Source organism: Pseudomonas sp. SWI44, from assembly GCF_002947915.1.
GTDB lineage: Bacteria > Pseudomonadota > Gammaproteobacteria > Pseudomonadales > Pseudomonadaceae > Aquipseudomonas > Aquipseudomonas taiwanensis.
This window is the reverse complement of the sequence record NZ_CP026674.1, coordinates 2,167,779-2,186,819: the sequence shown is the minus strand read 5'-3', so window position 1 is coordinate 2,186,819 and position 19,041 is coordinate 2,167,779. Positions and strand designations below refer to the sequence as shown.

Below are 19,041 nucleotides of genomic sequence, written 5' to 3'. Positions count from 1 at the left end.
TGCGCATGAACCAGCCGGATTCAAAATAGTCTGTTCTGCGTTTAGAGAATTCCCGATGCGCCAAGTGCTGGCCCATCGCTACCCTGAGATAGCCGTCTTCCATGTTTGGTTCCAACGACGACAAAAAAGCGCCGGCCGAGGCTGGCGAGAAAAAAGGCCTGTTCAGCTGGTTTCGCAAGAAGCCGCAGCAACCTGTCGCCGAACAGCCACAAACGCCTGAGCCTCAAGCGCAGGAGCCGCAGGCCGCCGAGCCGGTAGCACCGCAGCCCGCCGTCGAGCAGCCTCCGGTCGCTCCGGTCGAGCCGGTGTTGCCCGTGGTCGAAGCGTCCGTGCCCGAGCCGGTAGCGTCCCAACCGCTGCAGGCTCCGCAACCTGAGCCTGTGGCTTCCCAGCCCCTGCAGGCCGCGACGCCCGAGCCGGTCGCCTCCATGCCGCTGCAAGCGGCGCCAGTAGAGACTGCGCAGCCGGACGAGCCCGCGGCTCCGGTCAGCAACCTGGTGCTGCCGGTTGCCGAAGAGCCTGTGGCCTTGGTCCCGGACCTCGAACCGAAGGCGCCACCAGCCATCCCGGTGCGCCCCGCTGCGCAAACCCTGGCGCCTGCTGCCCCGGTCGCGGCTCCCGTGCCTGCATCTGCCCCGGCTCCGGTTGCGACCCCAGCACCAACGCCTGTCGAGCCCGAGCCCACCCCGGTCGTCGTCGAACAGTCCAAGCCAGGCTTCTTCGCTCGCCTCAAGCAGGGGCTGTCGAAGACCAGCGCCAGCATCGGCGAAGGCATGGCCAGCCTGTTCCTGGGCAAGAAGGCCATCGACGACGACCTGCTCGATGAGATCGAAACCCGCCTGCTGACCGCCGACGTGGGTGTCGAAGCCACCTCGACCATCGTTCAGAACCTTACCCAGAAGGTCGCCCGCAAGCAGCTGGCTGACGCCGATGCACTGTACAAGTCGTTGCAGGAAGAGCTGGCCGCCCTGCTGCATCCGGTCGAGCAACCGCTGAAAGTCCAGGCCCAGAACAAACCCTACGTGATCCTCGTGGTCGGCGTGAACGGTGCGGGCAAGACCACCACCATCGGCAAGTTGGCCAAGAAGCTGCAGCTCGAAGGCAAGAAGGTCATGTTGGCCGCCGGCGATACCTTCCGCGCCGCCGCTGTGGAGCAGCTGCAGGTATGGGGTGAGCGCAACCAGATTCCGGTGATCGCGCAGCACACCGGCGCTGATTCGGCTTCGGTGATTTTCGACGCCGTGCAGGCCGCCAAGGCCCGTGGCGTCGATGTGTTGATCGCCGATACCGCGGGCCGCTTGCACACCAAGGACAACCTGATGGAGGAGCTGAAGAAGGTCCGTCGGGTGATTGGCAAGCTCGACGCCGAGGCGCCACACGAGGTGCTGCTGGTACTCGATGCCGGCACTGGACAGAACGCTATCAGCCAGGCCAAGTACTTCAATCAGAGCGTCGAACTGACCGGCCTGGCATTGACCAAGCTGGACGGCACCGCCAAGGGTGGGGTGATTTTCGCCCTGGCCAAGCAGTTCAACATTCCGATCCGCTTCATTGGTGTCGGTGAAGGCATCGACGACCTGCGCACCTTCGAGGCTGAACCCTTCGTCAAAGCCTTGTTCGCCGAGCGAGAGCACCCATGATCCGATTCGAGCAGGTTGCCAAGCGCTATCCCAATGGCCATGTCGGCTTGCATGAGCTGAGTTTCCGGGCGCGCCGGGGCGAGTTCCTGTTCGTCACGGGCCACTCGGGCGCGGGCAAGAGCACCTTGCTGCGCCTGCTGCTGGCCATGGAGCGTCCGACCAGCGGCAAGCTGATGCTGGCAGGCCAGGACCTGGGCCAGATCAGCAACTCGCAGATCCCGTTCCTGCGCCGGCAGATCGGCGTGGTGTTCCAGAACCACCAGTTGTTGTTCGATCGCACGGTATTCAACAACATCGCATTGCCGCTGCAGATTCTCGGGTTGTCCAAGGCCGAGATCGCCAAGCGCGTGGACTCGGCGCTGGAGCGTGTGTCACTGACTGACAAGGGCGAGCTGTTCCCAGCCGACCTGTCTACCGGTCAGCAACAGCGCGTGGGGATCGCCCGCGCCATCGTCCACCAGCCAGCCTTGCTGCTGGCCGACGAACCTACCGGTAACCTCGACCCACGTCTGGCCGCGGAAATCATGGGGGTGTTCGAGGACATCAACCGCCTGGGCACCACAGTTTTGATCGCCAGCCATGACCTGGCACTGATCGCGCGCATGCGCCACCGCATGCTGACCCTGCAGCGCGGTCGTTTGATCGGCGATGGGGAGGCCGGGCAATGAGCACTACACGTACACCGAAGGTGTCCGAACGGGTCGCACCCAAGGCTGCTGACCCTGCGCCAGCGAAGAAAAAGCCCGGCGAACACGACGATGACGGTCCGGATTTCCGCACCCTGCTGCACGCCTGGCTGGAAAGCCACCGCGCCAGCCTGGCCGACAGCCTGCGCCGCCTGGGCAAACAGCCGATCGGTAGCTTCTTCACCTGCCTGGTGATGGCCGTGGCATTGAGCATGCCCATGGGCTTGTCGCTGCTGTTGAAGAACGTCGAAAAACTGGGTGGCTCCTGGCAGCGTGCAGCGCAGATTTCGCTGTACCTCAAGCTGGATGCCGGCAGCAAGGCGGGGGAAGCCCTGCGTGACGATATCAAAGCCATGCCTGGGGTGGCCGATGCCCAGTATGTCAGTCGGGAGCAGGCGCTCGAGGAGTTCCAGCAGCAGTCCGGGCTGGGCGAGGCGCTGCGCGAGCTGCCCGACAACCCGCTTCCGGGCGTGGTGGTGGTGACCCCGACCGAAGTCGACAAGCCTGCTCTGGAGGCCCTGCGCCAACGTCTGTCCGAACTGCCTCGGGTCGAGGTGGCGCAGCTTGACCTGGTGTGGGTCGAGCGTCTGGCGGCGATCCTCAAGCTCGGCGACCGATTCGTCTTTGGCCTGGCCGTCATGCTGATTTCTGCGCTGCTTTTAGTAATCGGTAACACAATTCGTCTACATATTGAAAACCGTCGGGTCGAGATCGAAGTGATCAAGCTGGTCGGCGGCACCGACAGCTACGTACGCCGGCCTTTCCTCTACATGGGCGCCCTGTACGGGCTGGGTGCGGGCCTGCTGGCCTGGGGCATACTGGCTTTCGGCCTGAATTGGCTGAACGAGGCCGTTGTAGGGCTCTCCGGGCTGTATGGCAGTGATTTCGCGCTGGGGGGTGTGCCAGCGTCCGATGGTTTTTCGCTCTTGATTGGTGCGGTACTGTTGGGGTATATCGGTGCATGGATCGCGGTGGCCCGCCATTTGAACGAGCTGGCGCCACGATAGTTTTTTCGTGCCAGCATTGACATTTTTTTCATTTTGGAACTTGTACCGTCGTTCCGGGTCAATGTTGGCAGCGCTCACAAGGCGCGAGTTTTGAAAGTCGGAGGTTCTTGAATGACCACATCGTTGCAACCTGCCTATGCCCTGGTTCCTGGTGCAAACCTGGAAGCCTACGTGCACACGGTCAACAGCATTCCACTGCTGACTGTCGAGCAGGAGCGTGATCTGGCCGAGCGTCTCTACTATGAGCAGGATCTTGAGGCCGCTCGGCAAATGGTGATGGCCCACCTGCGTTTCGTGGTACACATCGCCCGTAGCTATGCCGGTTACGGGTTGGCCCAAGCTGACCTCATCCAGGAAGGCAACGTCGGCCTGATGAAGGCAGTCAAGCGCTTCAATCCGGAAATGGGCGTGCGCTTGGTATCGTTCGCGGTGCACTGGATCAAGGCAGAGATCCACGAATTCATCCTGCGCAACTGGCGTATCGTCAAGGTGGCGACCACCAAGGCCCAGCGCAAGCTGTTCTTCAACCTGCGCAGCCAGAAGAAGCGTCTGGCCTGGCTGAACAACGATGAAGTTCATCGTGTGGCCGAGAGCCTGGGTGTCGAGCCGCGTGAAGTGCGCGAGATGGAAAGCCGCCTGAGCGGCCAGGACATGGCGTTCGATCCAGCGGCCGAAGCCGACGATGACAGCGCCTTCCAGTCGCCTGCGCATTATCTGGAAGACCACCGTTACGACCCGGCTGTGCAGCTGGAGGATGCCGACTGGAGTGACAACTCCACCAGCAACCTGCACGAAGCCCTGCAAGGCCTGGACGAACGTAGCCGCGACATTCTCTACCAGCGCTGGCTGGCCGAGGAAAAAGCGACCTTGCATGAATTGGCGGACAAGTACAGCGTGTCGGCGGAGCGGATTCGCCAGCTGGAAAAGAACGCGATGAACAAGGTCAAGGCATTGATCACCGTCTGATCAAGCCTGCTTGCAGCGAAAAGCCGCTGTCCCGAGGAGGGGCAGCGGCTTTTTTGTGTGTTCGGATCCTGCCAATCGGCTTACGGCCTGCGGGAAGCGTCCAGCTGCATCAGGTAGCTGGGTCCGCCCAGCTGGCTCATCTGGCGGCGAATCCACCCGGCTCGGCTGGCCACATAGGCGCTCGGCCGGCTGGCGCTCCATTTGAGAGGGCTGGGCAGCACTGCGGCCAGTTGCGCGGCCTGCTGGCGGCTCAAGCGGCTGGCGTCGATGCCAAAGTGGTAGCGCGCCGCAGCCTGGGCGCCGAATACGCCTTTGCCCCATTCGGCGCTGTTCAGGTAGACCTCCAGGATTCGCTCCTTGGACCAGAACAATTCGATCAGCGCTGTAAACCAAGCCTCCAGCCCTTTGCGCAGCCAACTGCGCCCGGACCACAGGAACAGGTTCTTGGCGACTTGCTGCGTCAGGGTGCTCGCCCCGCGAATATTGCCGCCACGCTCGTTGTAGGCCAGCGCTGCCTGTATGGCGGGAATGTCGAAGCCCCAATGGCTGGCGAACTTCTGATCCTCGCCGGCAATGACCGCCACTTTGAGCTCATCGGAAATCCTATCCCATGGCTCCCAGTCACGCTGCAGGTCGATGGGTTCGCCATTGAACCAGGACTGGACCTTGCGTTCGACCATCAACGCCGTGCCTGGCGGCGGTACCCAGCGAAACACCAGCACCAGCACGACACTGCCGGCGGCGAACCAGAGCAGGGCGCGGGCGAAGCGGCGAAGGAAGGATGACAGCATGGTGATAGCTTGGCCGGACCGGTGGAACGGGCCATTATACAGACCCGATACAAGGAGTCGTCCCATGCTTCGCAGCTTCCTGATGCTCGCTGCCTTTTTCGGCTTTACCGGTGTCGCCCTGGGCGCATTCGCCGCGCACGGGTTGAAAAGCCGCCTGACGGCTGACTATTTGTCGGTCTTCCAGACTGGCGTCACCTACCAATTGGTGCATGCCCTGGCGATCCTTGGCGTGGCCGTGCTCTCGGCGCACCTGCCAGGGCGTCTGGTGGGTTGGGCGGGCGGTCTGTTCGCCGTGGGTATCCTGTTGTTTTCCGGCAGCCTGTATGTGCTTACCCTGAGTGGGTTGGGCAAACTGGGCATGATCACCCCCATCGGCGGTCTGTGCTTTCTCGCCGGTTGGCTGTGCCTGGGCCTGGCAGCCTGGCGTTTGGGTTGACCGAACGGTCCACTCTCACGACTAATGGTGTCCGCCGGCCTTGGGTTGAAGCGTCGATCAGCGCTAGAATGCGGGCCCCCAAAGCACAATGGTGGCCGTGCGCATGCGCATTCAACTGAACGGTGAACCTTACGAACTGCCCGCTGGCGAGAGCGTCGCGGCCCTGCTGACCCGCCTGGAACTGGCTGGGCGCCGGGTAGCGGTGGAACTCAACCTGGATATCGTGCCGCGTAGCCAGCATGACACCACGCTGCTCAATGACGGCGACCAGGTCGAAGTGGTCCACGCCATCGGTGGTGGTTGAGCCCGGTTTGGCAATTCACCTGCAAGTCCCGCAACCTTTTCCCGAGGAACAACGATGAGCAACGTTCGTAGCGACAAGCCTTTCACTCTGGCCGGACGTACTTTCCAGTCGCGCCTGCTGGTCGGTACCGGCAAGTACCGTGACATGGAAGAAACCCGCCTGGCCATCGAGGCCTCGGGTGCCGAAATCGTCACCGTCGCCGTGCGTCGCACCAACCTCGGCCAGAACCCAGGTGAGCCGAATCTGCTCGACGTGCTGCCACCGGATCGCTACACCATCCTGCCGAACACCGCTGGTTGCTACGACGCGGTAGAAGCCGTGCGCACCTGCCGCCTGGCGCGCGAACTGCTCGATGGCCACAACCTGGTCAAGCTGGAAGTGCTGGCGGACCAGAAGACCCTGTTCCCCAACGTGATCGAAACCCTCAAGGCCGCTGAAGTGCTGGTCAAGGACGGTTTCGACGTGATGGTCTACACCAGCGACGACCCGATCATCGCTCGCCAGCTGGCCGAAGCCGGCTGCATCGCGGTGATGCCGCTGGCTGGCCTGATCGGCACCGGCCTGGGTATCTGCAACCCTTACAACCTGCAGATCATCCTGGAAGAGTCCAAGGTTCCCGTGCTGGTCGATGCCGGTGTAGGCACTGCATCCGATGCCACCATCGCCATGGAAATGGGCTGCGAAGCTGTGCTGATGAACTCGGCCATCGCCCATGCCCAGCAACCGGTACTGATGGCTGAAGCCATGAAGCATGCCATTGTCGCGGGTCGGATGGCTTACCTCGCCGGGCGTATGCCGAAAAAACTCTATGCCAGCGCCTCTTCGCCGCTGGAAGGTCTGATCAAGTAAGAGCCCCTGATGACTGAATCGCAAGATACGCCGAGCACTGCTGACGGCGAAGCGCGCCCCCACCGCCGCATCAAGAGTTTCGTGATGCGCGCCGGGCGCATGACCGAAGGCCAGCAACGCGGCCTGGACCAGGGTGGCCCGTTGTTCATCCTGCCGCTGGCCGACAGCCCTGTGGACTACGACCAGGTGTTCGGCCGCTCGGCCCCGCGCACCCTCGAAATCGGCTTCGGCATGGGGCATTCCCTGCTGGAAATGGCTGCCGCTGCCCCTGAGCAGGACTTCATCGGTGTCGAAGTGCACCGTCCCGGTGTTGGCGCGTTGCTCAACGGCGTGCTGACCCAGGGCCTGAAGAACCTGCGGGTGTATGACTGCGATGCCATCGAAGTGCTCAACCGTTGCGTGGCCGACAACAGCCTCGACCGCCTGATGCTGTTCTTCCCCGACCCGTGGCACAAGGCGCGCCATCACAAGCGGCGCATCGTGCAGCTGGAGTTCGCCGAGCTGGTGAGGCGCAAGCTCAAGCCGGGTGGCGTGTTCCACATGGCCACCGACTGGGAACCGTACGCTGAGTACATGCTGGAAGTGATGAGCGCTGCACCGGGTTACCGCAACCAGGCCACCGATGGTGCCTACATTCCTCGTCCGCCAGAACGTCCGATCACCAAGTTCGAGCGCCGTGGTGAGCGCTTGGGGCACGGGGTTTGGGACTTGAAGTTCGAGAAGGTGGATTGATCGGCTGTTTCAGCCTTCATCTGCTGGCACTTGTAGGAATACAGGCGAAAAAACCGCCTTGAGAGAGGCGGTTTATGCAAGCGAAGGGACTGAGTATTCTTCGCTCAAGGAACTCACTGAAAACGCCCACTTGGCAACATCATCCTAGGCAGCCTAGGGTCAACGCTCAGAAACTTCCCGCAGAGCGTGTGTCTGGGGACCGTTTTGGCAGGTTCTAGCCCCGGCGATCAGCCACCACGCCAATCAATACCAGCACCACCAGAAGTACCGGTGCCAGCGCATAGTTGTTGAACTGGCCAAGCCCTTTCACCACCCATGGCGTGGCGTAGATCAGCGCCGCGCCGCTGCCAATCATCACCAGCAAGGCCATGAACGGCACACGCAGAGCGCCAGCCAGACCGCCCAGGCGTTGTTCCACCCAGCCTTTGATATCGGTGCCAAACAGCACCAGCAGGCAGCCTACCAGCGCCAGGGAGATTTCCGACAGGTTGCTGCGGCTCCAGCGAGAAACGGTCGCGAGCAGATCAAGTACCAGATCCATGGGTCATCCTTAGGTCAAGAAATACTGCAGCAGGTCATTGAGGAACAACTGGCCCCGCGGCGTGGCCACCAGTCGATCCGGTTCGACCTGCAAAAGGCCCTTTTGTTCGGCGGCGCTACGCGCATCGGCCAGCTGTTCCAGCGGCAGGCCGGTGCGCTGGGTGAACAGCTCGGCTTCAACGCCCTGGGTCAGGCGCAGGGCGTTCATCAGGAACTCGAACGGCAACTCGTCGGCTGGCAGTAGCTTCTCGCCGGCCTTGAACGGTTTGGCCAGGTTCAGGTAGTCCTTGGGCAGCCGGGTTTTCCAGGTTCGCAGGATGCGTCCGTCGGCGAAGGTCAGCTTGCCATGGGCACCTGCACCAATGCCGATGAAGTCGCCAAAGCGCCAGTAGTTGAGGTTGTGTCTGGCCGGTCGGCCCGGCTGGGCATAGGCGGACACCTCGTACTGGGCGAAGCCATTGCTGGCCATCAGGGCCTGGCCTGCCTCCTGGATATCCCAGAGAATGTCATCTTCCGGTAACTCGGGCGGCTGGTTCCAGAACACCGTGTTCGGCTCGACAGTCAACTGGTACCACGACAGGTGCGTCGGCCCCAGGTCGATGGCCTGGCGCAGATCGCCCAGTGCGTCTTCCAGCGACTGGTCAGGCAAGCCGTGCATCAGGTCCATGTTGAAGTTGTCGAAGCCTGCAGCCCGTGCCATGCCGGCAGCGCGGATCGCTTCATCGCCATTGTGGATACGCCCCAGTGCTTCGAGCTTGGCCGGCTGGAAGCTTTGCACACCGATGGACAGGCGGTTGATCCCGGTCTGTCGGTAAGCCTTGAACTTCTCCTGCTCGAAGGTGCCTGGGTTGGCCTCCAGGGTGATTTCGATATCCGCCGCGAACGGAATGCGCCGCTCGACGCCACGCAGAAGGCGGCCTAGGGCGTTGGCGCTGAACAGGCTTGGGGTGCCGCCGCCGAAGAAGATCGAGCTGATTGGACGGCCTTGTACCGCCACCAACTCCTGGTCGAGATCGGTCAGCAGTGCGTCGACATAGGCTTCTTCCGGCAAATCAGGCCCGGCAGCGTGGGAGTTGAAGTCGCAGTAAGGGCATTTACGTACACACCATGGAATATGGATGTACAGCGCCAGCGGCGGTAGCACGGCGAAACCCGCCGCACCCGGCAGGTGCGGTCGGGTGGACAGCGTATCGGTCATGCCAGGCCCAGACGTTGACGCAGCAGGGCCATGGCGCGGGCGCGGTGGCTAAGCTGGTTCTTCTCTACAGGAGGCAGTTCGGCGCTCGAACAGTTGCGCTCCGGCACCCAGAACAGCGGGTCGTAGCCAAACCCATGTTCGCCACTGGCCTCGAACAGGATCTGTCCGTGCCACAGGCCTTCACACAGGATCGGCAGTGGATCGTCGGCATGACGCACAAGAGCCAGCACGCAGACGAACTGGGCGCCACGCTGCTCCTGTGGGACGTCTTTCAGGGCTTCGAGCAGCTTGGCATTGTTGGCTGCGTCGCCCTTGCCGTCGGCGTAGCGCGCCGAGTAGATGCCTGGTGCACCGCCAAGAAAGTCCACAGCCAGGCCCGAGTCGTCGGCCAAGGCCGGCAGGCCGGAGATGCGTGCTGCGTTACGTGCCTTGAGAATGGCGTTTTCGACGAACGACAGGCCGGTCTCTTCGGGTTCTACCTGGCTGAACTCGCCAATCGAGCGAAGTTGGACGGAGGCTCCAAGCATGGCTTGGAGTTCCTTGAGCTTGCCGGCGTTGTGGCTGGCCAATACGAGTTGCTGGAAATTCATCATTCGCCTGGGAACACTTCCTGGTTGAAGCTGAGTTTATGGCTGACGCCACCGGTTTCGACATTCACATCGAATGTCAGGGTCTCCGCCTGTTCGATCTTGAACTGGGCGATGTAGTACACGGCACCCCGGTCGGTGATTTGCTTGAACGACAACGGGCTGCTACGTCCGGTCAGGTCTTTCACCGTGCCGCTGACGACGGCTGTCGCTGGCTTGCTGGCCTTGAGTACGGCAATGTTCAGCACGCCTTGGTTCTTGCTGCGGGTAAGCCCGGTGGCGGCGGCGATTTCCGGTTGCAGCATGCTCGAGGTAAAGGCGCTGTAGTGGACCGTCACATCACCGAATACTTCCTTGCGATCGGGTTTGGCGGCATCGGCAGCCAGTACCGGCAGGGCCAGGCACAGGCTGATCAGGAACAGGGCGAGTCGACGCATGGTGCATTCCTCCGGTGGGCGTCAGACGGCCAGCTGGTGCTCCTGCAGGCCAGGGCTGCTAACGCGATAAATGCCGATTTCACCTAGAAGATTAGGCCAAAGCCGTCCACCCCACCCATTGCGGTGCAAATGGTCGACCGCCAGGCGGTCGAGAACCTTGGCGTGGCGTTCGCGGCACAGCTCTTCGAAGTCGGCGAAGGTGCAGAAGTGGATGTTCGGCGTGTTGTACCAGGTATATGGCATGAAGTCCGATACCGGCATGCGGCCTTTGGTCGCCAGGTACCAACGGCAGCGCCAGTGGCCGAAGTTGGGGAAGGTGATGATGCATTGGCGGCCCACGCGCAGCATCTCGTCGAGGATGCGGTCGGGGTATTCCACCGCCTGCAGGGCCTGGGTCATGATGACCACATCGAAGCTGTTGCTGGCGAAGTTGCCCAGGCCTTTGTCCAGGTCCTGCTCGATGACGTTGACCCCTTTGGCCACGCAAGCGGCGATGTTGTCGGCGTCGATCTCAAGGCCGTAGCCAGTGACTTGCTTGCGATCACGCAGCGAAGCCAGCAGCTCGCCATTACCGCAGCCCAGGTCGAGTACCCGGCTACCGGCGGGGATCCAGTCGTGGATGATTTCCAGATCGGCTCTCATGCTGTCCTCAGATGGCGATGCGGTTCATGTAGTTCGAGAAGCCCTGAATGTACCGAGGTGTCGGGATCAGGAAGGCATCGTGCCCATAGGGTGAGTCGATATCCAGGTAGCAGACGTTCTTGCGTGCGGCCATCAGGGCATCGACGATCTCCCGTGAGCGGGCCGGCGAGAAGCGCCAGTCGGTCGTGAACGACATGATGCAATAGTCGGCCTTGACGTGGGCCAGGGTCGCCGCGAGGTCGCCACCGTGGGCGGCGGCGGGGTCGAAGTAGTCCAGCGCCTTCGTCATCAGCAGGTAGGTGTTGGCGTCGAAGCGGCCGGAGAACTCTTCACCCTGGTAACGCAGGTAACTCTCGACCTGGAATTCGACGCTGTGGAAGTCGTAGTTGAGCTTGTCGCTCTTGAGCTCGCGCCCGAATTTCTCACCCATCGAGTCATCGGACAGGTAGGTGATGTGGCCCACCATGCGGGCCAGCATCAGGCCGCGCTTGGGGATCACGCCCTGGTCCTGGAACGAGCCACCGTGGAACTCGGGGTCGGTGAGGATGGCCTGGCGAGCGACTTCGTTGAACGCGATGTTCTGCGCCGACAGCTTGGGGGCCGATGCGATGTCGACGCAATGGCGCACGCGGTCGGGGTAGGTGATGGTCCACTGCAAGGCCTGCATGCCGCCGAGGCTGCCGCCCACGACCGCGGCCCACTGCCGGATGCCCAGACGATCGGCCAGGCGCGCCTGGCTGTGTACCCAGTCTTCCACCGTGAGGACCGGGAAGTCGGCGCCATAAGGCTTGCCGCTGGCAGGGTTGATGCTGCTGGGGCCAGTGCTGCCGTTACAGCCGCCCAGGTTGTTCAGGCTGACGACGAAGAAGCGGTTGGTATCGATCGGTTTGCCAGGGCCGATGCAACTGTCCCACCAGCCCGGCTTGCGGTCGGTGACGGCATGGTAGCCTGCGGCATGGTGATGGCCAGACAACGCATGGCAGATCAGCACGGCATTGCTCGCGCTGGCGTTCAGGGTGCCATAGGTCTCGAATACCAGCTCATAGCTGGCGAGGGAGCGGCCACAGGCCAAGGCCAACGGTTCATCGAACCGGGCAATTTGCGGTGTTACCAGACCGACGGAATCTTCGGGAAGGACAGTGGACATCGACCCTGCTCACGCTTGACGGAGGCGTAAGTCTAAAGAGCGCTACCCCTAGCGGCAAGCGAAGGCTTGCCGCCAGGTATCACGCAGGGTCAGATCATCCGCCACAGCTCTTGTGGCATGCCCGCGTAGGCCGCCAGCGGAGGCATGACGAACGACTGGACCACCTGGATGGCCAGGAAGGCGAAGATCGGCGAGATGTCCATGCCGCCAAGGTTCGGCACGATACGGCGGAACGGTGCCAGCACCGGCTCGCTGATCTGGTAGGCCAGTTCGGCGGCAGGGTTGTGGCTGTTCGGTGCGACCCAGGAAACGATCACCATCACGATCATCGCCACCCAGAAGATCTTCAGGAACAGCGAGGTGATACCGATGATCGCCCACATCAGCAGGTGCAGGATATCGCCGAAGGTCCCGTAGGTGACCATCAGCACGAAGCCCATCAGCAGTGCCTGGATGACCACCGACAGCAGCAGCGAGGATGTATCCAGGCCACCGACGCTGGGGATGATGCGGCGAATCGGCTTGAGCAGTGGCTGGGTAGCGCGCACCGCGAACTGGCACAGCGGGTTGTAGAAGTTGGCCTTGACCAGTTGCAGCACGAAGCGCAGCAGGACGATCACCAGGTACAGGCTGACCAGGGTCTGCACCACGAAAATCAAGGCGCCGGACAGTGCATTCATCAAAAGCTCCTTATTTGCCCAATTGTTCGGCCAGTTCGGCGGAACGTTTCGCCGCTGCTTCCAGCGCCTGTTCCACGATGGCTTCGAAGCCGTTTGCCTGGAACGACTTGATGGCCGCTTCGGTGGTGCCGGCAGGCGAGGTGACACGGCGGCGCAGTTCGGCGGCATCGACATCGCTGGATACGGCCATGTGTGCGGCACCCAGCGCTGTTTGCAGGGTCAGCTTGGAGGCGGTTTCGCGCGGCAGGCCGAGTTTTTCACCAGCGGCGGTCATGGCCTCAATCAGCAGGAAGAAATAGGCCGGGCCGCTGCCGGAAACAGCGGTTACCGCATCCAGTTGCTGTTCTTCATCGAGCCACAGGGCGATGCCAACGGCGGACAGCAGTTGCTCGGCCTGCTGGCGTTGCACGTCGGAGACTTCCTGGGTGGCATACAGGCCGCTCACACCCTGGCGCAGCAGTGCCGGTGTATTGGGCATGCAGCGCACAACCGGGCGCGGGCCGAGCCAGGCTTGCAGGCTGGCGCAGGTGATGCCGGCGGCGATGGAGACGATCAGTTGGCCTGCTTTGAGGTCAGGGGACAGCGCCTCGCAAACGGCCTTCATGACCTGCGGCTTGACGGCCAGGACGATCACATCGGCACCGTCGATGGCCTGGGCGTTTTTTTCGAAGGTTTCGATACCGTGCTCGGCCTGAACGCGGGCGCGGGTTTCGGCACCTGGGTCGCTGGCGCGGATCTGCGAGGCGTCCAGGCCCTGGGCGCGCAGGCCGCCGATCAGGCTGGCAGCCATGTTGCCGGCGCCGATGAAGGCAATACGTGTCTTGCTCATGTCAGGTCCTTGAGGGAAAGAGTGAGTAAAGCATGGAATCAGGCGGGGCCGTAATTGCGCGCGCCGAACAGGGCGGTGCCAATGCGCACCCAGGTCGCTCCCTGAGCGATGGCCGCTTCGAGATCGTGGCTCATGCCCATGGACAAGGTGTCGCAATCAAGGTCCAGGCCCTCCTGCAAACGGCGCAGGCTGGCGAAGGCCGCCTCCTGGGCTGCGCGGTCTTCGGTGGGTTCGGGAATCGCCATCAGGCCACGCAGGCGCAGGTTGGGCAGCGCAGCCACCGCCTTTGCCAGCGCAGGCAAGTCGGCCGGAGCACAGCCAGACTTGCTGTCCTCGCCGCTGACGTTCACCTGCAGGCAGATGTTGAGCGGCGCTAGGCCGGCAGGCCGTTGTTCGGACAAGCGTTGAGCGATTTTCAGGCGGTCCACGGAATGTACCCAGTCGAAGTGCTCGGCGATGGCTTTGGTCTTGTTCGACTGAATGGGGCCGATGAAGTGCCAGATCAAGGGCAGGTCGCGCAGTTCGTCCTGTTTGGCCAGGGCCTCCTGCAGGTAGTTTTCGCCGACGTCGCGGACACCGGCGGCATGGATCTCGCGGATGGCACTGGCCGGTTTGGTCTTGCTCACGGCCAGCAGTTGGACGCTGGCCGGCTCACGCCCGGCAGCCCGTGCCGCGCTTTCGATGCGGTTGGCGAGGGCGGAAAGGTTGTCTGCTATGGTGGACATGGATCGCTGCCGTCGGCTCATGGGTCTGCGGCATTCTACCTGCTTGATGGTCTTTAGGGAGTCTCATGGACGTGACTGACCTCTTGGCCCGGGCGATGGCTGCAGGGGCGAGTGACCTGCACCTGGCCGCGGGCGACGTACCGCTGATTCGCCTGGATGGCGAGCTGCAACGCCTGGATCTGCCGCCGTTGTCGGCGACGGCGCTGCACGACGGGCTGGCGCCTTTGCTGGCCGAAGCGCAGTGTCGCCAGTGGGCGCAAGGTGATGAGCTGGACCTGGCGCTCGATCTCCCCTCGCTTGGGCGTATCCGCTTGAATCTGTTTCGCCAGTCGAATGGGCCAGCGGTGGCCATGCGGATCATTGCGCAACGAATCGCCACACTCGAAGCGTTAGGCCTGACAGAAGTGTTTCGAGCTTTTGCCCAACATACCGATGGCCTTGTCCTGGTAGGTGGGCCGACCGGTAGCGGGAAGTCCAGCACGCTGGCCGCGCTGGTCGACCAGCTCAATCGCGAGCGCTCGCTGCACATCATCACATTGGAAGACCCTATCGAAGTTATCCACAGTTGCCAGCGCAGCCTGGTCAACCAGCGCGAGGTCGGACGCCACTGTCGTGACTTCGCCCAGGGGTTGCGCAGTGCACTGCGCCAAGACCCGGATGTCATCGTGATCGGCGAACTGAGGGATCTCGAAACGATTCGTCTGGCGCTCCGGGCTGCCGAGACGGGGCATCTGGTGCTGGCGACCGTCCATACCCGGTCGGCGATCAACAGCATCGACCGTCTGGTGGAGGTGTTTGCCGCCGAGGAGAAGCCGTTGGTCAGGGCCATGCTGGCCGAATCGCTGCGCTTGGTGGTAGCGCAGGTGCTGGTGAAACGAAGAGGTGGCGGCCGGGTGGCGGCGCGGGAAGTGTTGGTGGCGACGCCCGCTGTGCGTAACCTGATCCGAGAGGGGCGAGCGGCGCAGTTGCAGTCCGTGATGCAGTCGGGGGCGGCGGCGGGGATGAAGACGATGGAAGGAGCGATGGAGGCGTTGAGGGCAGAAGGGCTGATCGACGCGTTGTAGCGGCCTATTCGCCGACAAGCTGGCGCCTACAGGTTGTTGTGCGTTCTGCAGGTGCTGGCTTGTCGACGCTGAGGTTTAGCGCTTGGCCAGCGCCAATTGCTGCTGTTGCTTGGGCAAGACCCGCTTGGCCACTACATAGTGCTTCTGCCAGTAAGGTTTGCTCAGGGTGTCGATGCTCACACGCTTGCCGCGGCGCGGTGCATGGATGAAGCGGTCGTTCCCCAGGTAGATCGCCACGTGGTTGACGCGGCGGCTCTTGATGTTGAAGAAAATCAGGTCGCCTGGCTTGAGGTCGCTCTTCGCCACCTTCACGCCCTGGCCCTGAGCCATCGCATTGGAGGTGCGCGGCAGGTCGACGTCGGCCACATCGTTGAAGGCGTATTTCACCAGCCCACTGCAGTCGAAGCCCTTGGTCGGGCTGCTGCCACCCCAGCGATAAGGGGTGCCCAGGACATTGACTGCCCGGCTGAGCACATTGCTGCTCTGCTTGGGCGACATCGCTGCCACCGGCTGGTATTGAGCGTTGGCGACGTTGCTGGGACGCACGCGCAGGTTGGCCTGCTTGGTCGGCGCATGTTTCACCGTGGCATTGGTGGTGTAGCCAGTGAAACCGTTGGGAAGACGTTGCTCACGATTGGTGGCGTGGGCGGCCAGGGGCAATAATAGGCAGAGGGTCAGCCATGTCTTGAACAAAGGCGGCATAGTTGAAGCTCTTATGAATGTTTTGTGTGTGTTGGCGCGCAACTTTATAACAGCTTTTTGACCACGTTCTGATCCGTTGGTCGATTGTCATGCTGCCGTACGTCGGCCTGCGCCGAAAAAGTCACATTTTCCGTTAGAAAATTTTTGGATAACCCACGGGGGCTATGAATGAACAGTTATCAACAGGGGGCGCCGTTCCACGATACCCACAGCAAGGTACTCGGCTATCTGCTCTGGATTTTCGGCTTCACCGGGTCGCACCGCTTCTACTACGGCAAACCGATCACCGGGACGATCTGGTTCTTCACCTTGGGCCTGCTGGGCATCGGCTGGCTGATTGACCTGTTCCTGATCCCGTCGATGGATCGCGAGGCCGACCTGCGGTTTCAGTCGGGGCGGGTGGACTACAACCTTGCCTGGATCTTGCTGACGTTCCTGGGGATCTTCGGTGCACATCGCCTCTACCAGGGCAAATGGATCAGCGCGATCATCTACTTCTTCACCGGCGGGCTGTTCCTGTTGGGCGTGCTGTATGACTTCTGGACGCTGAACAGCCAGATCTCGCAGGTCAACGCCGAGCGCCGCTGATAGAAAAAAGGCCTTGTCGCGTTGGGCGGCAAGGCCTTTCTTCACTGGCGGGTTTGTCGCTGCTGCAGCAACAGGTTGCTGAAGCCAGCCCCTGCCAATTGCTTTTGGGCCACGGTCAGCTGTTCACGGTTGCTGAACGGCCCGACCAGCACGCGGTACCAGGTCTCTTCCTTGACTGTGCCGGACTCCACCTTGACCGCTTGGCCGAGCAGAATGATCTGCGCCCGCACCTTGTCGGCATCGGCCTGCTTGCGGAACGAGCCTGCCTGCAGGAAGAACTGGGTGGTGGCCGCAGGCTTGATCACTGGTGGTGCCGGAGGCGGCGTTTGCCCCATCAGGGCTGCCTGGGCGCGGGCGGTGTCGATCTTGGCCGCTTCAGCGGGTGTGACCGGGGTCACCGGCTGTGCCGGTACTGGGGGTGTCTTTTCCGGTACAGCCTCCGGTGGCACGATTACCTCGGACTCTGGCAGCAGGGTGTAGAAGTCGTACTTCGGTTTCACTGGCTGCTGTGGGGTGACCGGAGCCGTCTTGCTGGCTTCTGCCACCTTTTCTGGCTTCTGCTGTTCCGGCTTGGTGCGCTTGATGTCGCCGCCACCTGGTTCAAGCTTCATCAGGAAGACAATGAAGGCACCCACGGTCAGACCGACCGCCAGCCATACCCAGCCTGGGATCGGCTGCTTGGTCGGCGCCTGTTGACGGCTCGCGCCGCGCTTGGGAGCAGGTTTTTTCTTGGCAGCCAACTTACATGCGCTCCAGGGTTTCCAGGCCGAGCAGTTCCAGACCTTGTTTCAGGGTGCGGCCGGTCAGTGCGGCCAGGCGCAGGCGGCTTTGCTGCTGTTCCGGGTTCTCGGCAGCCAGGATCGGGCAGTTCTCGTAGAAGCTGGAGAACAGGCCGGCGAGGTCGTACAGGTAGCTGCACAGTACATGCGGAGTGCCTTTGTCGGCGACGTTGTTGAGGATTTCGCCGAACTGCGCCAGGCGTGCGGCCAGGTCCTGCTCGTGGGGCGCCTGCAATACGATCTTGCCCTCGACCTCGTCAAAGCCTTTGCCGAGCTTGCGGAAAACGCCGGCTACGCGGGTGTAGGCGTACAGCAAGTAGGGGGCGGTATTGCCTTCGAAATTGAGCATCAATTCGAAGTTGAAGCTGTAGTCACTGGTGCGGTGCTTGGACAGGTCGGCATATTTGACAGCGCCGATACCCACCACTTCGCCGATGTGGCGCAGATCGTCCTCGGCCAGGCTTGGGTTCTTTTCCTTGACCAGGGTGTAGGCGCGCTCCTTGGCTTCGGTAAGCAAGTCGATCAGCTTCACGGTGCCGCCGTCGCGGGTCTTGAATGGACGGCCATCGGCGCCGTTCATGGTGCCGAAGCCCATGTGTTCCATTCGCATCGGATGGCCGACGAAGCCGGCACGGCGGGCCACCTCGAACACTTGGTTGAAGTGCAGGGCCTGGCGCTGGTCAACGAAGTACAGGGCGCGATCGGCCTTGAGCACGTTGCTGCGGTAGCGCACTGCAGCCAGGTCGGTGGTGGCGTACAGGTAGCCGCCGTCGGCTTTCTGCACGATTACCGGCAGAGGTTCGCCTTCGCTGTTCTTGAATTCCTCGAGGAACACGCATTGTGCGCCCTGGTCTTCGACCAGCAGGCCCTTGGCCTTGAGGTCGGCGACCACATTGGCCAGGTCATCGTTGTAGGCGCTTTCGCCCATCACGTCGGCCATGGTCAGTTTGACGTTGAGCAACTCGTAGGTTTTCTGGCAGTGCGACAGCGAGATGTCCTTGAAGCGTGTCCACAGCGCCATGCAATCCGGGTCGCCGGCTTGCAGCTTCACGACCAGGCCACGGGCGCGGGTAGCGAACTCTTCGGATTCGTCGAAACGTTTTTTGGCGGCGCGGTAGAAGTTTTCCAGGTCCGACAGTTCGTCGCTGGTGATTGGGTTTTCTTCCAGATACGCCAGCAGCATGCCGAACTGGGTCCCCCAGTCGCCCACGTGGTTCTGGCGGATCACGTCATCGCCGAGGAATTCCAGCACGCGCGCGACACTGTCACCGATGATGGTCGAACGCAGGTGGCCGACGTGCATCTCCTTGGCCAGGTTCGGCGCCGACATGTCGATCACGACCTTTTCCGCCGGCCCCGCCTTGTGCACGCCCAGGTGGGCATCGGCCAATGCGGCGTCCAGGCGGTTGGCCAGGGCGTCGGTGTTCTGGAAGAAGTTCAGGAAGCCTGGGCCGGCGATCTCGACCTTGCTGATGTCGGCGCTGGCCGGCAGCGCATCGATCAGCTTTTCGGCCAGGTCGCGGGGCTTCATGCCCGCAGGCTTGGCCAGCATCATGGCGATGTTGCTGGCGAAGTCGCCGTGGGTCTTGTCCCGGGCGTTTTCCACCTGGATCGCCGGCGACAGCCCTTCAGGCAGCACACCGTCGGTGACGAGTTGGGTGAGGGCTTGCTGGATCAGCTGGCGAATGGTGTCTTTCATGGGGTTCTCTTTT

Annotated in this window: 23 protein-coding genes; 10 read left to right on the top strand and 13 right to left on the bottom strand. The window is 62.3% G+C overall.

Annotated features, from left to right (window positions below; translation table 11 throughout):
* Positions 1-101: 101 nt before the first annotated feature.
* From ftsY to rpoH, 4 genes are all read left to right on the top strand, one after another.
* A complete protein-coding gene (gene ftsY, locus C4Q26_RS10310) occupies positions 102-1,640 on the top strand; it encodes a signal recognition particle-docking protein FtsY (RefSeq protein ID WP_104883050.1) in 1,539 nt (512 codons plus the stop codon).
* On the top strand, positions 1,637-2,308 hold the full coding sequence (gene ftsE / locus C4Q26_RS10305; protein WP_023378195.1) for a cell division ATP-binding protein FtsE: 672 nt from the start codon (positions 1,637-1,639) through the stop codon (positions 2,306-2,308). Before ftsY ends, ftsE begins: the two co-directional genes overlap by 4 nt.
* The gene (gene ftsX, locus C4Q26_RS10300) at positions 2,305-3,333 is read left to right on the top strand and encodes a permease-like cell division protein FtsX (protein ID WP_023378196.1); all 1,029 of its coding nucleotides are present in this window, start codon (positions 2,305-2,307) and stop codon (positions 3,331-3,333) included. Before ftsE ends, ftsX begins: the two co-directional genes overlap by 4 nt.
* Positions 3,334-3,444: 111 nt before the next feature.
* Complete coding sequence (gene rpoH / locus C4Q26_RS10295) at positions 3,445-4,299, top strand: RNA polymerase sigma factor RpoH (RefSeq protein ID WP_023378197.1); 855 nt, start codon at positions 3,445-3,447, stop codon at positions 4,297-4,299.
* An 80-nt stretch (positions 4,300-4,379) separates the two neighbouring features.
* Here rpoH and mtgA read toward each other — a convergent pair whose 3' ends face one another.
* The gene (gene mtgA / locus C4Q26_RS10290) at positions 4,380-5,090 is read right to left on the bottom strand and encodes a monofunctional biosynthetic peptidoglycan transglycosylase (RefSeq protein WP_027907902.1); all 711 of its coding nucleotides are present in this window, start codon (positions 5,088-5,090) and stop codon (positions 4,380-4,382) included.
* Positions 5,091-5,154: 64 nt separating this feature from the next.
* On the opposite strand from mtgA, the gene C4Q26_RS10285 reads away from it, so the two are divergent.
* From C4Q26_RS10285 to trmB, 4 genes are all read left to right on the top strand, one after another.
* A complete protein-coding gene (locus tag C4Q26_RS10285) occupies positions 5,155-5,526 on the top strand; it encodes a DUF423 domain-containing protein (protein WP_023378199.1) in 372 nt (123 codons plus the stop codon).
* Between the two features lie 103 nt (positions 5,527-5,629).
* Positions 5,630-5,830 carry a sulfur carrier protein ThiS gene (gene thiS, locus C4Q26_RS10280; protein WP_023378200.1) on the top strand — a complete coding sequence of 67 codons (201 nt, stop codon included), beginning with the start codon at positions 5,630-5,632 and terminating at the stop codon, positions 5,828-5,830.
* A 54-nt stretch (positions 5,831-5,884) separates the two neighbouring features.
* Positions 5,885-6,679 (top strand): thiazole synthase, encoded by a 795-nt coding sequence (locus C4Q26_RS10275; RefSeq protein ID WP_023378201.1) that lies wholly within the window; start codon positions 5,885-5,887, stop codon positions 6,677-6,679.
* A gap of 9 nt (positions 6,680-6,688) precedes the next feature.
* Positions 6,689-7,411, top strand: a complete 723-nt coding sequence (trmB, locus tag C4Q26_RS10270; protein ID WP_027907904.1) for a tRNA (guanosine(46)-N7)-methyltransferase TrmB — start codon at positions 6,689-6,691, stop codon at positions 7,409-7,411.
* A 214-nt stretch (positions 7,412-7,625) separates the two neighbouring features.
* Here the strand turns inward: trmB and C4Q26_RS10265 are convergent, their stop codons facing one another.
* The 9 genes from C4Q26_RS10265 to C4Q26_RS10225 all read right to left on the bottom strand — a co-directional run bounded on the left by C4Q26_RS10265 (position 7,626) and on the right by C4Q26_RS10225 (position 14,196).
* The gene (locus C4Q26_RS10265; protein WP_023378203.1) at positions 7,626-7,952 is read right to left on the bottom strand and encodes a DUF3392 family protein; all 327 of its coding nucleotides are present in this window, start codon (positions 7,950-7,952) and stop codon (positions 7,626-7,628) included.
* A 9-nt stretch (positions 7,953-7,961) separates the two neighbouring features.
* Entirely contained in the window at positions 7,962-9,149 is a 1,188-nt protein-coding gene (gene hemW, locus C4Q26_RS10260; RefSeq protein WP_104882287.1) for a radical SAM family heme chaperone HemW, read from the bottom strand.
* Positions 9,146-9,742, bottom strand: a complete 597-nt coding sequence (rdgB, locus tag C4Q26_RS10255; RefSeq protein WP_023378205.1) for an RdgB/HAM1 family non-canonical purine NTP pyrophosphatase — start codon at positions 9,740-9,742, stop codon at positions 9,146-9,148. The genes hemW and rdgB overlap by 4 nt, the downstream gene beginning before the upstream one ends.
* A complete protein-coding gene (locus C4Q26_RS10250; RefSeq protein WP_023378207.1) occupies positions 9,739-10,173 on the bottom strand; it encodes a DUF4426 domain-containing protein in 435 nt (144 codons plus the stop codon). The genes rdgB and C4Q26_RS10250 overlap by 4 nt, the downstream gene beginning before the upstream one ends.
* A 21-nt stretch (positions 10,174-10,194) precedes the next feature.
* On the bottom strand, positions 10,195-10,815 hold the full coding sequence (gene metW / locus C4Q26_RS10245) for a methionine biosynthesis protein MetW (RefSeq protein WP_023378208.1): 621 nt from the start codon (positions 10,813-10,815) through the stop codon (positions 10,195-10,197).
* Between the two features lie 7 nt (positions 10,816-10,822).
* Entirely contained in the window at positions 10,823-11,962 is a 1,140-nt protein-coding gene (locus C4Q26_RS10240) for a homoserine O-acetyltransferase (RefSeq protein WP_027907907.1), read from the bottom strand.
* Positions 11,963-12,051: 89 nt separating this feature from the next.
* Positions 12,052-12,642, bottom strand: a complete 591-nt coding sequence (locus tag C4Q26_RS10235) for a YggT family protein (protein ID WP_023378210.1) — start codon at positions 12,640-12,642, stop codon at positions 12,052-12,054.
* Positions 12,643-12,652: 10 nt separating this feature from the next.
* Positions 12,653-13,471, bottom strand: coding sequence for a pyrroline-5-carboxylate reductase (gene proC / locus C4Q26_RS10230; protein ID WP_023378211.1), 819 nt, complete (start codon positions 13,469-13,471; stop codon positions 12,653-12,655).
* Between the two features lie 38 nt (positions 13,472-13,509).
* Positions 13,510-14,196 (bottom strand): YggS family pyridoxal phosphate-dependent enzyme, encoded by a 687-nt coding sequence (locus C4Q26_RS10225; protein WP_023378212.1) that lies wholly within the window; start codon positions 14,194-14,196, stop codon positions 13,510-13,512.
* Positions 14,197-14,261: 65 nt separating this feature from the next.
* Here C4Q26_RS10225 and C4Q26_RS10220 point away from each other — a divergent pair, with 65 nt between their 5' ends.
* Positions 14,262-15,260, top strand: coding sequence for a type IV pilus twitching motility protein PilT (locus tag C4Q26_RS10220; RefSeq protein WP_104883049.1), 999 nt, complete (start codon positions 14,262-14,264; stop codon positions 15,258-15,260).
* A 75-nt stretch (positions 15,261-15,335) separates the two neighbouring features.
* Here C4Q26_RS10220 and C4Q26_RS10215 read toward each other — a convergent pair whose 3' ends face one another.
* A complete protein-coding gene (locus C4Q26_RS10215) occupies positions 15,336-15,962 on the bottom strand; it encodes a C40 family peptidase (protein ID WP_023378214.1) in 627 nt (208 codons plus the stop codon).
* Positions 15,963-16,130: 168 nt separating this feature from the next.
* Here C4Q26_RS10215 and C4Q26_RS10210 point away from each other — a divergent pair, with 168 nt between their 5' ends.
* Positions 16,131-16,550: a TM2 domain-containing protein gene (locus tag C4Q26_RS10210; protein WP_023378215.1), complete on the top strand. Its 420-nt coding sequence runs from the start codon at positions 16,131-16,133 to the stop codon at positions 16,548-16,550.
* A 41-nt stretch (positions 16,551-16,591) separates the two neighbouring features.
* Here C4Q26_RS10210 and C4Q26_RS10205 read toward each other — a convergent pair whose 3' ends face one another.
* Together C4Q26_RS10205 and argS are read right to left on the bottom strand one after the other, a co-directional pair.
* Entirely contained in the window at positions 16,592-17,290 is a 699-nt protein-coding gene (locus C4Q26_RS10205; protein WP_023378216.1) for an SPOR domain-containing protein, read from the bottom strand.
* Between the two features lies 1 nt (position 17,291).
* On the bottom strand, positions 17,292-19,028 hold the full coding sequence (argS, locus tag C4Q26_RS10200; RefSeq protein WP_023378217.1) for an arginine--tRNA ligase: 1,737 nt from the start codon (positions 19,026-19,028) through the stop codon (positions 17,292-17,294).
* Between the last annotated feature and the right edge of the window lie 13 nt (positions 19,029-19,041).